11 protein-coding genes are annotated in these 15089 nt (G+C 53.0%); 6 read left to right on the top strand and 5 right to left on the bottom strand.

Features of this window, described 5'->3' with window-relative positions; translation table 11 throughout:
- Positions 1 to 12 precede the first annotated feature (12 nt).
- A complete protein-coding gene (gene ccoN, locus Q8W24_RS05555) occupies positions 13 to 1446 on the bottom strand; it encodes a cytochrome-c oxidase, cbb3-type subunit I (RefSeq protein WP_303434290.1) in 1434 nt (477 codons plus the stop codon).
- 361 nt (positions 1447 to 1807) lie between these two features.
- Between ccoN and Q8W24_RS05550 the strand changes: the two genes are divergently transcribed.
- A complete protein-coding gene (locus Q8W24_RS05550; RefSeq protein WP_305474652.1) occupies positions 1808 to 2470 on the top strand; it encodes an alpha/beta fold hydrolase in 663 nt (220 codons plus the stop codon).
- Position 2471: 1 nt separating this feature from the next.
- Here Q8W24_RS05550 and Q8W24_RS05545 read toward each other — a convergent pair whose 3' ends face one another.
- The 4 genes from Q8W24_RS05545 to Q8W24_RS05530 all read right to left on the bottom strand — a co-directional run bounded on the left by Q8W24_RS05545 (position 2472) and on the right by Q8W24_RS05530 (position 5739).
- Complete coding sequence (locus tag Q8W24_RS05545) at positions 2472 to 2753, bottom strand: antibiotic biosynthesis monooxygenase (protein WP_303434288.1); 282 nt, start codon at positions 2751 to 2753, stop codon at positions 2472 to 2474.
- Between the two features lie 106 nt (positions 2754 to 2859).
- Positions 2860 to 3249: a roadblock/LC7 domain-containing protein gene (locus Q8W24_RS05540; RefSeq protein WP_303434287.1), complete on the bottom strand. Its 390-nt coding sequence runs from the start codon at positions 3247 to 3249 to the stop codon at positions 2860 to 2862.
- A 68-nt stretch (positions 3250 to 3317) separates the two neighbouring features.
- Positions 3318 to 3848, bottom strand: a complete 531-nt coding sequence (locus Q8W24_RS05535; RefSeq protein ID WP_303434286.1) for an ATP/GTP-binding protein — start codon at positions 3846 to 3848, stop codon at positions 3318 to 3320.
- A 193-nt stretch (positions 3849 to 4041) separates the two neighbouring features.
- The gene (locus Q8W24_RS05530; protein WP_303434285.1) at positions 4042 to 5739 is read right to left on the bottom strand and encodes a beta-ketoacyl synthase; all 1698 of its coding nucleotides are present in this window, start codon (positions 5737 to 5739) and stop codon (positions 4042 to 4044) included.
- Positions 5740 to 5856: 117 nt separating this feature from the next.
- On the opposite strand from Q8W24_RS05530, the gene Q8W24_RS05525 reads away from it, so the two are divergent.
- The 5 genes from Q8W24_RS05525 (at position 5857) to Q8W24_RS05505 (ending at position 15088) form a co-directional block, all read left to right on the top strand.
- Entirely contained in the window at positions 5857 to 6846 is a 990-nt protein-coding gene (locus Q8W24_RS05525) for a GlxA family transcriptional regulator (RefSeq protein WP_303434284.1), read from the top strand.
- Positions 6847 to 7293: 447 nt separating this feature from the next.
- The gene (gene aceE, locus Q8W24_RS05520) at positions 7294 to 9945 is read left to right on the top strand and encodes a pyruvate dehydrogenase (acetyl-transferring), homodimeric type (RefSeq protein ID WP_303434283.1); all 2652 of its coding nucleotides are present in this window, start codon (positions 7294 to 7296) and stop codon (positions 9943 to 9945) included.
- 14 nt (positions 9946 to 9959) lie between these two features.
- Positions 9960 to 11936, top strand: a complete 1977-nt coding sequence (gene aceF, locus Q8W24_RS05515; RefSeq protein WP_305474650.1) for a pyruvate dehydrogenase complex dihydrolipoyllysine-residue acetyltransferase — start codon at positions 9960 to 9962, stop codon at positions 11934 to 11936.
- A gap of 282 nt (positions 11937 to 12218) precedes the next feature.
- Positions 12219 to 12482, top strand: coding sequence for a hypothetical protein (locus Q8W24_RS05510; protein WP_305414885.1), 264 nt, complete (start codon positions 12219 to 12221; stop codon positions 12480 to 12482).
- Positions 12483 to 13048: 566 nt separating this feature from the next.
- Entirely contained in the window at positions 13049 to 15088 is a 2040-nt protein-coding gene (locus Q8W24_RS05505) for an ATP-binding protein (RefSeq protein WP_305474648.1), read from the top strand.
- Position 15089 lies beyond the last annotated feature (1 nt).

The following is a 15089-nucleotide window of genomic DNA, read 5'->3' as shown; positions in this document are numbered from 1 at the left end:
CTGAATAACTCCTTACGCCTGAGCGATTGCCGTGGCGGCAATGTCTTTCTTGGCTGCACGAACCGTCATGTAGACGTTGTAAGCCATGATCAGCATGCCTGTCAGGAACAGGGCACCACCGATAACACGACCAACGTATCCAGGGTGTGACGCCGAGACAGACTCAACAAAGCTGAATGTCAGGGTACCGTCGGCGTTGACTGCACGCCACATCAGGCCTTGCATGATGCCGTTTACCCACATTGCAACAATGTAGAAAACCGTACCGATGGTCGCGAGCCAGAAGTGAGCATTGATCAGGGCAATGGAGTACATGTCACCTGCCTTGCGACCGAACATGATCGGAATCAGGTGGTACATGGCACCGATAGAAACCATGGCAACCCAACCGAGAGCACCGGAGTGCACGTGACCAATGGTCCAGTCGGTGTTGTGGGACAGGGCGTTAACTGTTTTGATCGCCATCATCGGGCCTTCGAAGGTCGACATGCCGTAGAACGACAGGGAAACCACCAGGAAGCGCAGGATGGGGTCAGTACGCAGTTTGTGCCAGGCACCTGACAGCGTCATCATGCCGTTGATCATGCCGCCCCAGCTGGGCGCCAGCAGAATCAGGGACATGACCATGCCGGAGGTTTGTGCCCAGTCTGGCAGGGCAGAGTAGTGCAGGTGGTGAGCACCGGCCCATACGTAGATAGAAATCAGTGCCCAGAAATGCACGATGGACAGACGGTAGGAATATACCGGGCGGCCAGCCTGTTTGGGAACGAAGTAGTACATGATGCCGAGGAAGCCAGCAGTCAGGAAGAAACCTACCGCGTTGTGACCCCACCACCACTGCACCATGGCGTCAACGGTACCGGCGTAGAGAGAGTAGGACTTGGTCAGTGTGACTGGCACCGCCAGGTTGTTACCAATATACAGAATCGCAATCATGATCATGAAAGCCGCAAAGAACCAGTTGGCAACATAGATATGCTTTTCCTTGCGGATAGCCAGTGTGCCGAGGAAGTTCACCACGTAAGCAACCCAGACAATCGCTACCAGAATATCGATAGGCCATTCCAGCTCAGCGTATTCCTTGGTGGATGTCAGGCCCATCGGCAAGGTGATGGCAGCCAGTACAATGACGGTATTCCATCCCCAGAAGGTGAAGCTGGCCAGAGTGTCCGAAAACAACCGGGTACGACAGGTACGTTGCACAATGAAGTAAGACGTAGCGAAGAGGGCGCTACCGCCAAAGGCAAAAATAACCGCGTTGGTGTGTAATGGGCGTAAACGTCCAAAAGACAGCCATGGGGTATCGAAGTTAAGTGCGGGCCAAGCCAGCTGGGCAGCGATGAATACACCGGCTGTCATGCCAACTATGCCCCAGACAACCGTCATGATGGCAAATTGTCTTACCACCTTGTAGTTGTATTCGGGATGGTCGATTGCTGTGCTCATGATTGGATTCCAATAACAGCGTGGGATTGAGGGTTCTAAATTTTGGCGACACATTATCGGGTGGTTATTGCCGCTTTGCAATAAACGTCCGGCAACTGTCTGATATTTCAGGGATATAACATTCGCAGAATGTACCCTGATTGCCCATTGTAATTGAGAATTAATATCATTAAATGATATGGCCTGCTCGACTGTTATTCGGGCTGTTATCCGTTATAAATACCGGTAATACGGCGTTTATGGCGGTGTCGGTTATGATAAGGCGGGTGTCTTTCCTGATCTTGACTTAACGCAATGAAGCCAAAAACGATCACCAACGAGTAGCGGAAAATGGAACTTGAGACCAAAGTGGTAACACTAAATGACCGCTAAAAATTATAGCAAAACAGTAAAAAAACCGTCTGATCCGGTTGTTGTACTGGTTCATGGGGCGGGTGCAGGCCTTGATTCCGGGTTTTTGGTCGCGGCAAAAGCGGGTTTTGAAGCCCGGGGGCTGACCGTTATCGGTGTTGAATTTGATTATATGATCCAGGCTCGGGCTGCGGGCAAGCGTCGTCCCCCGCCAGCAGTGGCCGGTCTGGTTGTGGAGTTGCGCGAGGTCGTTGAGGCGCTTGGGAAGCCAGTGGTGATTGTTGGTAAATCGATGGGCGGGCGTATTGCTTCCATGCTGGCGGCGTCTGATGGTATGCCAGCCAATGTATTGGCCGTCAGTGTACTGGGTTATCCCTTTCATCCAACGAGTAAACCGCACCAGCTCAGGGTTCAGCATTTTGAACAGATCCAGGTGCCCTTGATGATTTTCCAGGGCAGTCGGGATCCGTTTGGCCGAGCAGCGGAAATCCAGCCATTATTCGCTGCATCATCCTGGCCGGGCACTATTGAGCTGCACTGGCTGGAGAGTGGGGATCATGATTTCCAGCCGACCAGGCGTTCGGGAAAAAGCCGCGAGGATTTGCTGGATGAAGCGCTGGACGCCACCGTGACATGGATGCAGCAGCGGCTTGCTGAACGCCTTGGGAGATAGCTCAGGCAGTCAGAATGCTGAACCGTTCTTCGCGCATCAGGATCGGCTGGATCGCAGCGATGACTCTTTTGCGTTCACTGGATATGGCCCAGGCTTCCCAGTCTCTCAGGCTTTTCCAGTTGGTAATAATAATGCGATGACGGCTATCCTTGGCGTCTTTGTAAGAGGCCCCGGAGACATAGCCCGGAGCTTCAAGGATGGCTTGCAGCGTTTGTTTGATGGCATCTTCATAGGTCGATTCCATATCGTCCGCGATACGACGATCGATAATAACCTTGATCATGTGGTGCTGTTCCTGAATCGGTTGGTTTTGCAGACACTAGTGCGATGGTGGTTACAAAGCAAGTCCGGACGCAGACTCTTTGGTTGGGTGGCTGCAGGGAATCGGGCTAGCCAAGCAGGTCATGCAGTGCATTGACTGCGGTGGATGTTTCTTGCAATACCATACCGAGATTGGCCGAAGGCGTTGTTGATACCGCCAGTACGGCGTTGAGGCCGATATGGGTCAATAGCATGACTCCCTGGCTGCCCATGACCATCACCTGATTCAGCTCGCCAATATCAACCTCCTGGGAGGCGCGTTCCGCCAATACCAGCAAGGAGGCGCTCATGGCAGCAAATATATCGCTGTCAATGCCCTTTCCCAGCGCTGAAGAAATGATCAGGCCATCGGTTGTCATGGCTGCGGTAGCCAATATGGCTCCCTCAGAGTTGGTAATCATGTCGCTTAAAACAGTAAAAATCTGTTTCGCTTCAGGATGAGGTGCTGCATCGTTCATTATTTAACTTCCTTCTGGGATCGGCGTCGTTTATCAGGGCTGAGTACCCGGCAAGGTTGGTCTTTCATTTACTTGAGGCCCAGTTCCAGAATCGAGAGCATGCTCATCAGCATGACTTCGACGTCTTCTGATTTACGGGCATCGACTTCATAGACGGGCGCATTGATGCCCATTTCCTGCAGTTTGTTGATGTAGGCTGACAGCGGTGGTGTGGCAGAAATATCCATACGGGTAATGCCGACTACCAGCGCGTTGTTATCGATGAATTTACGGAATGCATCGATATAAACCACCATGTCATCGATCGGGTTTTCTGACACGTTATCGATCAGTAATACCAGCCCCAGACCACCGACGGTCAGGACGTCCCACATAAAACTGAAACGTGTCTGGCCGGGAGTACCAAACAAGTGGACTTTTTCCCCACCAGGCAGATTGATAAGACCATAATCCATTGCCACCGTGGTGGTGTCTTTGCGTAATGCAACGTCATCGCTGGCCTTGGCTTCGGTTTTAACAACCGGTACATCGCTAATGGCGGCAATTGCGGTGGTTTTCCCCGCGCCTACTTGCCCGCCAAAGATAATCTTGTAGTCCATTTTTTTCTGTGGCCTGAGTATGTGAATCGGTCCGATAGTCTACTGATCATTTTCTTTCAGCAATGAGGTTTTTGCCGCAAATTTGTCAGATTTTGCCTGGCTGCTGGAGAATTCAGGGGCGGTTGCTCGCCAACCTTCCCCTGATCCAGGGCTTCTGTCCCGGGCAGAAAACCGTCACTGACGCCCGAAGGGGTCAGAGAGAGACAGGTTTGTCCCACCCGGAGATATAAATTTCCTCATCGCTGATGGTCAGGTCGTCCGGGCCTAACACCTGTTCACCGAAGTGATAACGTGGCCGGGTTTTACCTGCGATCGCATCCTTATCGTATTGGTACGCCGTTTCTACCACTAGTTCGTTACGATGCCAATAGCGGTTGATCTCGTTTGTGCTGTAGCGCTGTTCTATTAATTGCCGGGTATGGGCTGGGGATATAATCATGGCGGATGCATTGTTGCCACCAAAGCCCTTGGCATTGATAAAGGCCACTGGGAGTTCTGCCGGGTCAACCGGCTTGTCTTGCAAGACAAACTCGAGCTGCTGTTGGTGTACGTCGTCGGCAATGGTGTGTACGGTTTTGATGCCGGGAATCACGCCTTCGGACCAGGTACCCAGCGTTGCGGTGAGCTGATCTGCTGAGGCCGCAGCGAGGGAGTGGCCCACGTATGCCTTGACGGCTGTGATTGGCCAGTTTTCCAGTTTGAAGGCCCCGGCAAGCTGCTGGTAGATATGGGATTCCGTCACCCGGTTCTGCGGTGTGCTGCTGCCATGGGCATGGACAAAGCTGCCGTTGCGCAAGATATCATCACCGAGCAGGCGGCGGGCATTGGCGACGACTTTACCCATGGTCAGGTAGTTACCGATGCCCGGGTTGGAAATGGATTTTTTATAACCATCGGCATTGATCTGTACGTCACCGATGCTGCCATGGATATTCAGCCCCAGTTCCAGCGCCAATTTATCATCGGTCAGAATAAAAAACTGTGCCGATTCAGCCAGGGTAAAGCCACAGTTTTCACCAAATGGACGGCTGGCGCGGCGGAAGTCAGCGTCTTCGGTGTCTGCGACCTTGTCGAGATCCCGTAATTTGTGTTCGGACGCCAATGCCGTCATGGCATTGTAGCCTTCGACGATTTCAGGCATCAGGGGGGCTTCTGAATTACCGACAATCACAATACGGCGCTTGCCGCTTTCGATATCGTCTTTGGCAAGGCGCAGGTTGTACAGGAAGGTGGCGCAAGCGGCGGTCATGCAGCCAGTGGTGCCCACGTTGCCAAGGACATAGGCGTTAATAAAGTCGGCGGGCATCTGGCTCATGCTCATGGCGCATTGTTTGGATGACGTGCGCTTGCCCAGCAATGCCGCTTGCATCATGCCGCCGTTGCCGGTCGCATCAGGTTGGCCCATGGAAGAACCGGCGTAAACAGCAATCTCATCAGGGCCTACCTGTTGGCACAGGGTTTCCCATTCAATGCCCAGCGATCCCAGTGCATCGGATGCGCCATAGACCGCCATTTGCAAGCCCCGGGGGTGGTGTAATGAGCGGTACAGAGTGGCCGGGTCAAAACCCAGTGGCAATTGCCCGGCACTTTGTACCGGTAAGCGCTTGTGCGTCAGACGCCAGCAGGGGTTGCCTTCTTCATCTTTAAATGGTTTGTGGAAGGGCACGGCCTTGGCATCCCATGACACGTTGTCCCATTCGCGAACCAGTGTGCCGTTCAGAATAGTGTGCTCATCGCTGGTGGCCATCAGGCTGGCGAGGCTGGTGAGGGTTTGTTCGCGTTTGGCCCCTGTCAATGATTCAAAGATCATACGACGGAATGCGTGGTGGCCTGAACTGCGGCCTGCGGCGTTGATGCCGCCAAAGCCGGTGATGACTGCCAGATTTTTCATAGTTGAGACCCCTGGAAAATTTTCCCTATCTTAAGGGGATAGAAATTCGATCAAGTAGATTAATATAGACAAAAGATAAAACAATAATGCCATTTTCAATGATATGGGGGAGACACTTTGTTGCAACATGTGACGGTGCTGCTGGTTGATCAGATGTTGGCCTCCAGTATTGCCATTCCGATTGAGATGCTGGAGGCCGTACGCGCCCGTTTGCAGGTCGCTCGTCAGGGTAATGTCAGCTTCCATATTGAGACCGGGGTTGCCAGGCCGGGAGATGTGGTGAGTCTGGGAGGACTCAAGCTTTGCCCGGACCGGGCGCTGGCGGATATTGAATCAACCAGTCTGGTGGTGGTACCCGCCCTGTGGCGCAATCCGCGACGTGTCTTGCAGACACACGGCAGTGTGATTCGCTGGATTGCTGAGCAATACCGACAGGGTGCCAGTGTGATTTCCGTTGGCACCGGGGTTTGTCTGCTGGCTGCCAGTGGCATCCTTGATGGCAAGCCAGCCACCACCCATTGGCATTATCAGGATCGTTTTGCGGCTGATTACCCAGACGTTTTGTTGCAACGACAGCATTTGTTGACTCAGGCCGGGCGTATTTATTGCGCTGCCAGTGTTAACTCCGGGGCAGACATGGTGATTCATTTTATCGGTCAGACCTGGGGGCGGGATATGGCGTTACAGATTGAGCAGCAGTTTTCACCGGAGGTACGGCAGCCGTTTGAAAACCGGGTGTACTCTGACGGGGAAGACTCCCATCATGCTGATGAAAGTATTGCGCTGGTTCAGGGCTGGATGCGTCAGTACTTGCGGGAACCTTTTTCATTGGCCCAGCTCGCAGACAAGGCCGGTTTGAGTGAACGGCAATTCATGCGCCGCTTCAAACAGGTCGTGGGGGTGACACCGCTGGTGTACCAGCAAGCCATTCGCTGCCAGGCGGCGAGGGAATTGTTGCAGCACAGCAATTTATCGGTGGCGGATATCGCCCAGGAGTTGGGATTTGGTGACAGCAGTTACTTTATCAGGATCTTTCGTCGCCTGCAGGGACAAACACCCGGCGAGTTCCGTAAAAAAGTGCGCGGTAAATTATTTACCAGTAGTTAGTTGAAACGTGCCTGAAATATTATTCTGAAATCGATTCTGGTATCGAAATCATCTATAGTTTTGGGTGATTATCGTTATTTTCCATGCTTATAGTTCAGTGATCATGGGCTGTTTAGCGCTGTATTTTGTTTTTTGATCTCGGCTTATCCAGGATTGAAATAAACAACCCTTTTTGTAAAAAAATTACGAGAAGGCGTTGTTTTCTTGTTTGTGACACGGCAGACTGTCGCCCGTCACTTGGGATTGGTACTCTAGACTGACTGGGTATTACGACCAGAGACCAAGAATTTTCAGCCTGTAAAACAGCGTCCGTTGTCGTCACTTGCCCATACGTTCAAGTACGTATAAAGAGACAGTAGACAAGACCAGATTTTAGGGGCTGCCAGGCTCACAAGGCCGTCACCCGCGCCTGATCCGGGCGCATGAATAAGAAGATGGGAGTTCCGTATGACACAAGATGTCGATATCTACGAAACACAAGAATGGCTCGACTCACTCCACGCTACCATTCGCCATGCTGGCCCCGAGCGCGCGGCTTTCCTGCTGAAGGCCATGTTTGACCACGCTTTGGCGAAAGGTGTCACCTTGCCAGCAGCGATCACCACACCGTATCGCAACACCATTCCGGTTGATAAAGAACGCCGTATGCCGGGCGACCTGTTTATGGAACGCCGCATCCGTTCGCTGGTTCGCTGGAATGCCCTGGCCATGGTAATGCGTGCCAACGATAACGATGAAGGCCTCGGTGGTCATATTGCCTCGTTCTCCTCAGCTGCCACCTTGTATGACATCGGTTTCAACTATTTCTTCCGTGGCAACGATGACGGCCATCTGGGTGATCTGATCTACTTCCAGGGTCACTCATCCCCTGGTATTTACGCCCGTTCCTACCTGGAAGGGCGTCTGGATGAACAACAGCTGGATAACTTCCGCCGCGAAGTCGACGGTGAAGGCCTGTCCTCCTATCCACACCCCTGGCTGATGCCGGATTACTGGCAGTTCCCGACGGTTTCCATGGGTCTTGGCCCGATTCAGGCGATTTATCAGGCGCACGTCATGCGTTACCTGTCTGCCCGTGATCTGGTTTCCCGTGGTGATCGTAAGGTATGGGCATTCCTGGGGGATGGCGAGTGTGACGAGCCGGAAACACTGGGTGCGATCTCACTGGCGGGCCGTGAACAACTGGAAAACCTGGTATTCGTGATCAACTGTAACCTGCAGCGCCTGGATGGACCGGTGCGCGGTAACGGTAAAATCATGCAAGAGCTGGAAGGCGTTTTCCGTGGCGCTGGCTGGAATACCATCAAGGTGGTGTGGGGACGTCATTGGGACGTTCTGCTGGAAAAAGACAAGACCGGCCTGCTGCAAAAACGCATGGATGAAGTCTGTGACGGCGAATTACAGAATTATAAAGCCAACGGCGGCGCTTATACCCGCAAGCATTTCTTTGGCAAATATCCTGAGCTGCTGGAACTGGTTTCGGACATGTCTGATGAAGACATCTTCAAGCTGAACCGTGGTGGACATGATCCGTTCAAGGTGTACGCCGCTTACGCAGAAGCCATGGCCAACAAAGGATCACCGACGGTGATTCTGGCTCAAACCGTCAAGGGTTATGGTTTGGGGGATGCCGGCGAAGCCGCCAACCCGACGCACTCAGTGAAGAAACTCGATAAGGACTCGCTGAAGCAATTCCGTGATCGTTTCGGTATTCCGTTGTCTGATGATGAGCTGACCAAGGTACCTTATTACCGTCCAGCACCAGACAGCCCTGAAATGAAATACATGAAAGAACGTCGCGACAAGCTCAACGGTGTTGTACCGTCACGCCGCGTCGATTTTGATGCTTTGAAAGTACCACCGCTGGAAGCCTTCAAGGGTCAGCTGACTGGCTCTGGTGAACGTGAACAATCGTCCACCATGGCGTTTGTGCGGGTACTGTCGCAGCTGGTGAAAGACAAGGAAGTCGGCAAGCGTATCGTACCGATTGTGCCGGATGAAGCGCGTACCTTTGGTATGGAAGGCATGTTCCGCCAGCTGGGTATTTACTCCTCAGCCGGGCAGAAATACACGCCTCACGATTCCAACCAGATCATGTACTACAAAGAAGACAAGAAAGGCCAGATCATGGAGGAAGGCATCAACGAAGCCGGTGCCATGTCTGCCTGGGTCGCGCTGGCAACTGCGTACAGCAACAGCAACTGCGCCATGGTGCCGTTCTACGTGTTCTACTCCATGTTCGGCTTCCAGCGTATTGGGGATCTGGCCTGGTTGGCGGGCGATATCCAGGCTCGTGGTTTCCTGATTGGTGCCACCGCTGGTCGTACCACGCTGAACGGTGAAGGTCTGCAGCACCAGGATGGTCACAGCCATCTGATGGCCCATACCATTCCCAACTGCAAATCCTATGATCCTACCTACAGCTTTGAAATGGCCGTTATTATCCAGGACGGCATGAAACGCATGTACGAAGACAAGGAAAACTGCTTCTACTACATCACCGCCATGAACGAAAACTACGTTCATCCGGCAATGCCTGTTGGTGCCGAAGAAGGCATTATCAAAGGCATGTACAAGCTGAAAGAAGGTAAAAAATCCGACGCTGCCCGGGTTCAGCTGATGGGGTCCGGTACCATTTTGCGTGAAGTGGAAGCCGCGGCTGACATTCTGCGTGAAGACTTTGGTGTTGAATCCGATATCTGGAGTGTGACCAGTGTGAACGAGCTGACCCGTGATGGTCAGGCCTGTGAACGCTACAACATGATCAACTCCGAGAAAGAAGCACGGGTACCTTACATTACCCAACAGCTGGCTGAGACAGATGGCCCGGTTATTCTTGCCACAGATTACATCAAGACCTATGGCGAGCAATTGCGCGGATACATACCCACAAGCTACAAAGTACTGGGAACCGATGGTTTCGGTCGCTCTGACACCCGTAAGAAACTACGTCACTTCTTTGAAGTGGACCGTAGCTTCGTTGTTCTGGCAGCACTGACAGAATTGGCAAAACAAGGCAAGTTTGATGCTGCCGAGTTGCCAAAAGTCCGCGCCAAGATGGGTATTGATGAAAACAAAGCTGACCCAACCACGGTTTAACAGGAGGCTGACACATGAGCAAAGTGACTGTAGCAGTACCTGATATCGGTGGTGCTGAAAACGTAGATGTTATTGAAATTTCCGTAGCGATTGGTGATACCGTCACCGTCGACCAGGATCTGATCGTACTGGAAACCGACAAAGCGTCAATGGAAGTGCCTTGTCCACAAGCGGGCACCGTGGTTGAACTGTTGGTGAGCGTTGGTGACAAGATCAATGAAGGCGACGCGATTCTGGTACTGGAAACCGCGGCTGTGGAAAGCGCGCCCGCTGAAGCCCCGGCAGCTCCTGCCGCCATTGCTGAGCCAGCAGTGGCATCTGCTGCTGTCCCCGCAGCGGCAGCAAGCACTGCCAGTCAGCGGATTGAATTGACCATCCCTGACCTCGGTGGTGCTGATGAAGTAACCCTGATTGAACTGTGTGTTGAGCCGGGTACTGAGGTGGCGTCTGAGGACTCGCTGCTGGTGCTGGAAACCGACAAGGCGTCCATGGACGTACCGGCTCCGGAAGCGGGCAAAATTATTGAGTTCAAGGTCTCGGTAGATGACAAGGTCAAGGAAGGGGACGTGTACGCCGTGATGGAAGTCGCGGGTGCTGCTGCCCCGGCATCCACCGCCGTAGCTGAGCCTGCTGCCAGTGCGCCAGTCGCTGCTGTTGCACCGGTCGCAGCGCCTGCGGCACCAGCCGCTGAAATAGAACTGGCCTTGCCGGATCTGGGTGGCGCTGACGGTGTAACCGTGATCGAACTGTGTGTCGCTCCGGGTACCGCAGTGAGTGCAGAAGATTCACTGATTGTGCTGGAAACCGACAAGGCGTCCATGGATGTACCGGCTCCGGAAGATGGCATTCTGGTCGGCTTCAAGGTGAAAGAAGGCGATACCGTCAGTGAAGGCGATCTGTATGCTGTCTTCAAACCTGCGGCGGCCTCTGACGCTGTGACTCCGGCTGCTGTGGCACCGGCTCCAGCAGCACCAGCCCCTGTGGCTGCGGCACCTGTTGCGCCAGTGGCTGCTCCAGCAGTGTCACCGGTTTCGGAAAACGGTGCGGTTGCGGTTGAGGAAGAGACAGTCTCCAACGACATTTACGCTGGTCCTTCGTCCCGTCGTCTGGCGCGCCAGTTGGGTGTTGACCTGACCAAGGTGAAAGGCACCGGTATTCGTGGCCGTATCACCAAGGACGATATCCGCAGCTACGTCAAGAACGCCTTGCAGCGTACGGAACAGGCACCAGCTGCCAAAGCGGTGACTGGTGGCGCGGGTATCCCTGCGATTCCAGCGGTTGATTTCAGCCAGTTTGGCGATATCGACATGGTCAAGTTGAGCAAGATCAAGAAGGTGACGGCGGCCAATATGTCGCGTGCCTGGTTGAACGTACCGCACGTAACCCAGTTTGATGAAGCCGATATCACCGACCTGGAAGCATTCCGCAAGTCGATGAAAGCGGAAGCCGAGAAGGCCGGTATCAAGCTGACGCCGATGCCATTCCTGATCAAGGCCGTGGCAATGGCATTAAGGGCAGAGCCAAGCTTTAACGTATCACTGCATCATGACGGTGAGCACATGGTTCACAAGAACTATGTACACATTGGTATTGCCTGCGATACCCCGAATGGTCTGATGGTACCGGTACTGCGTGATGCTGATAAAAAAGGCATCTACCAGATTGCCAGAGAAGCCAACGAACTGATCAAGGCTGCTCGGGATGGCAAGTTGAAACCTCGCGATATGCAAGGTGGCTGCTTCACTATTTCCAGTCTGGGTGCCATGGGTGGAACAGCCTTCACTCCGATTGTGAATGCACCGGAAGTAGCGATTCTTGGGGTTTCCAAGGCGCAGATGAAACCGGTCTGGAACGGCCAGGAATTTGTGCCACGTAATATGCTGCCGCTGGCGGTGTCGTACGATCACCGTGCCATTAACGGTGCGGACTGTGGTCGTTTCTTCACCACTCTGGTGGCAATGATTGCGGATATCCGTCGGGTTCTGCTGTAAATTCTTCACCTCGCGTGTGAAGTGGAAGCAAGCCGGTCCTTGGCCGGTTTGTTTCGAAGAGCCAATCATTTGGGGGTTGGCTCTGTCAGGTTCCAGCGGTGTTACGCTTGCTGTGGACTGTCTGTTTACCGGCCACCTGGCCGGTTTTTTTATGCCTTTCTTATCGTAATGAGCCATTCAGATGCTGGCCGTTTTCCACGATTTGTTTCATTTCCTGACATCGGATGACAACGGGATTGGTAAAATAAAGGCTCATTAACAGCGTATTGGAGAAAGCTTCTGATGAAGGATGTGACGGTTATTATGTTGGTGTTGTGCGCTACAGGTAGTGTGGCGTTTGCTGATGAGGGGACATATGGCGATCAAAGCCGCCAGCAGAAGCGTTTTGCTGCCCTTGATACTGATTCAGATGGCGTTATTTCCAAAGCGGAGGCCGAAGAGGCTCCTCGCTTGGCCAAGAATTTTGATGAGATGGATAAAGATGGCGATGGCTTCCTGACATTAGAGGAAATCAAAGCCGGCTTTTCACTGCTGCGGAAAAGCTGATCGTAGTGGAGAAGTGCTTTTAAAGCAGTGTTCTGAGGAGTTGTTGCCAGATCACTGCTATAGCCCGCCTTTAACCCGCCTTTAACCCGCCTTTGTGGCTGGGCTACCCGAACCAGGAATTCTGGTGTCTATATTCTGCAGATGCCGTCTCAGATCACAATCAATGCCAATGACGCCAGATGCCAATTCTTTCTGATGCCAGGCTGTATCGTCATCGTGCATCCCCTTGTCTGGCCAATAAACACCAGCCTGTTACCTTTCATGCCCTGTTCTGGAGTGGTGGAGGTCTTCCTGTTCCAAACATCCCGTTTATTATCATTTGCCATTGCGTAATAAACCCGACAGTCAAGAGAAGACAGAGTAAAACCCCTGGCGCGTTGGGATCTCTTAATAGCTCACAATAGTGCCGTGATTGCCTTGTTGTTGGGAATGGCTGCAAATTGTGTTTAGTGCGCTAGTCTTAACGGGTAGGATAGACTGGTTTCGTTATTTCCCGGAGCGCCATGCGCAAGTATCTTCTTCTCCCTGTTTCGCTATTAATCGGCTTGGGTCTGGTCTTTCTGTATATGGACCGGTTACTTATTGCAGAGCAACAGGCATCCGAGACCATTATAGCCAAGACTCGTGTCAGCGAGGTAAGCAGCCGATTATCTGCGGTGGTTAACCAGCATTTACAACTGGCTTACGGGCTAATGGCTTTTGTGCATGTGCGGCCGAATTTTACCGAACGCGAGTTTGAGATTTTTGCGCTCAACAGCCAACGGGCGGCTGACAGTGTGATGAGTTTGCAGTTGGCACCCAATGGTGTCATTACTTACATGACCAATAAAAACGACCACGGCAAGGCGCTGGGTTACGACCTGATGAAAGATCCGATCCGTAGCCCGCTGATCAAACAGGGCATCAATGAGCGTCGTTATATTATTGCCGGGCCATCTCCCTTGTTAACAGGAAGAAAGGCAATTATTGCCCGTATGCCGATTTTTTTATCCGACGGTAGCGACGATTCTTTCTGGGGCTTCTCGACGATTCTGCTTGATATTGATCAGCTGCTGCTGGATGCCGGTTTATCGAAGCAGGAATACTGGCTGGATTTTGCCGTGCGCGGCAAGGATGGATTGGGAGCTGACGGCGATGTCTTTTTTGGCGACCCTGATGTTTTTGAGCGTGATCCGGTACTGGCGACGGTGTTATTGCCAGGCGGTTCCTGGCAAATCGGTGCCAGCCGGGCCGAGGGCTACCACCACTTGCCGATGCAACGAATCATCTTGTGGCTGGTGTTTTTCCTTGTTGCACCCTTTTTAAGTTGGCTGCTCTGGGATTTGATGCGCAAGCCCGAGGAGCTCAAGCGTGAAGTGGCGGTCGCCACTGCGGAATTACAAGAAGCGTGTGCTCAGGGTGAAGTGGCCTTGTCGGAAGCCGAAGTCGCCAACCAGGCCAAGTCTGAATTTCTGGCCAATATGAGCCATGAGCTACGCACCCCGTTAAATGCCATTCTTGGTTTCACCACACTGATCGATGCGTGTACCAACGATTCCGATGTGCATCGTTACGCTAACCAGACGCTGACCTCATCGCGGCATTTATTGGCGTTGGTTAATGATATTCTCGATTTTTCCAGAATCCAGGCCGTGGGTGTCGAAATAGAATCGAAACCCTTTCTGTTGCGGCCGATGATGGATTCCGTGCAGGGGAGTCTGAAAGCGCTGGTGAGCGAGAAGCCGGTCAAAGTGTTGTTGAGTATCGATGAAGGCGTGCCGGAGCAAGTTTGTGGGGATGAACTGAGGCTGACCCAGGTATTGATGAATTTTGCCAGTAACGCCGCAAAATTTACCGCTACCGGGACGATAACACTGGCAGTGCAATTGATCCGCTGTAGCGCCGACGAAGTGCGCCTCCGGCTTTTGGTGACGGATACCGGACGTGGTATCCCGGCGGATAAACTGGCCCTTATTTTTGAGCAGTTCCAGCAAGTGGATGGCTCCGACACGCGCCATTATGGAGGCACCGGTTTGGGCCTGAGTATTACCCGGGCGCTGGTTGAAGCCATGCACGGTGAATTGCTGGTGAGTAGTGATGAAGGGAAAGGCAGTGAGTTTGGGGTGTCGCTGACACTGGCCTTGCCGAGTGAACCCGCAGAGTCATCAGCGTCGGCTACACCGGGGTTGTCCAATGCCCAGGTCCGTCACGAAGAAGATGAAGGCCCGGCGGTACCGGAGCATTTGCTGCTGCACGGGATTCACGTTCTGGTGGTTGATGACAACGTGGTCAATCGCAAGCTGGCCTGCGAAATGTTACGTCGCCGCGGTGCGTCGATGACGTGTGCCAGCGATGGGCAGGAAGCCATTGATATGCTGCTGGATGGTTCAGATGCTATCGATGTGGTGCTAATGGATATTCAAATGCCAGTGTTGGGGGGCTTGGAAGCGACCCGGTTATTGCGTGAGAAATACCAGGTCCGGACACCCGTGATTGGCTTGTCGGCCAATGCCTCGGCACAGGATGAACGTATCAGTCTGGATGCCGGGATGGACGCTTACTTGAGCAAGCCATTCAAGCTGCCAGAGCTGGTGGCGCGGATACTGGCGTTGGTGAAACCTGTCTGAC

The organism is Oceanobacter sp. 4_MG-2023 (genome assembly GCF_030689165.1).
GTDB lineage: Bacteria > Pseudomonadota > Gammaproteobacteria > Pseudomonadales > Oceanobacteraceae > Oceanobacter.
The sequence above is the reverse complement of the archived record's forward strand: the minus strand, read 5'-3'. Positions and strand labels throughout refer to the sequence as shown.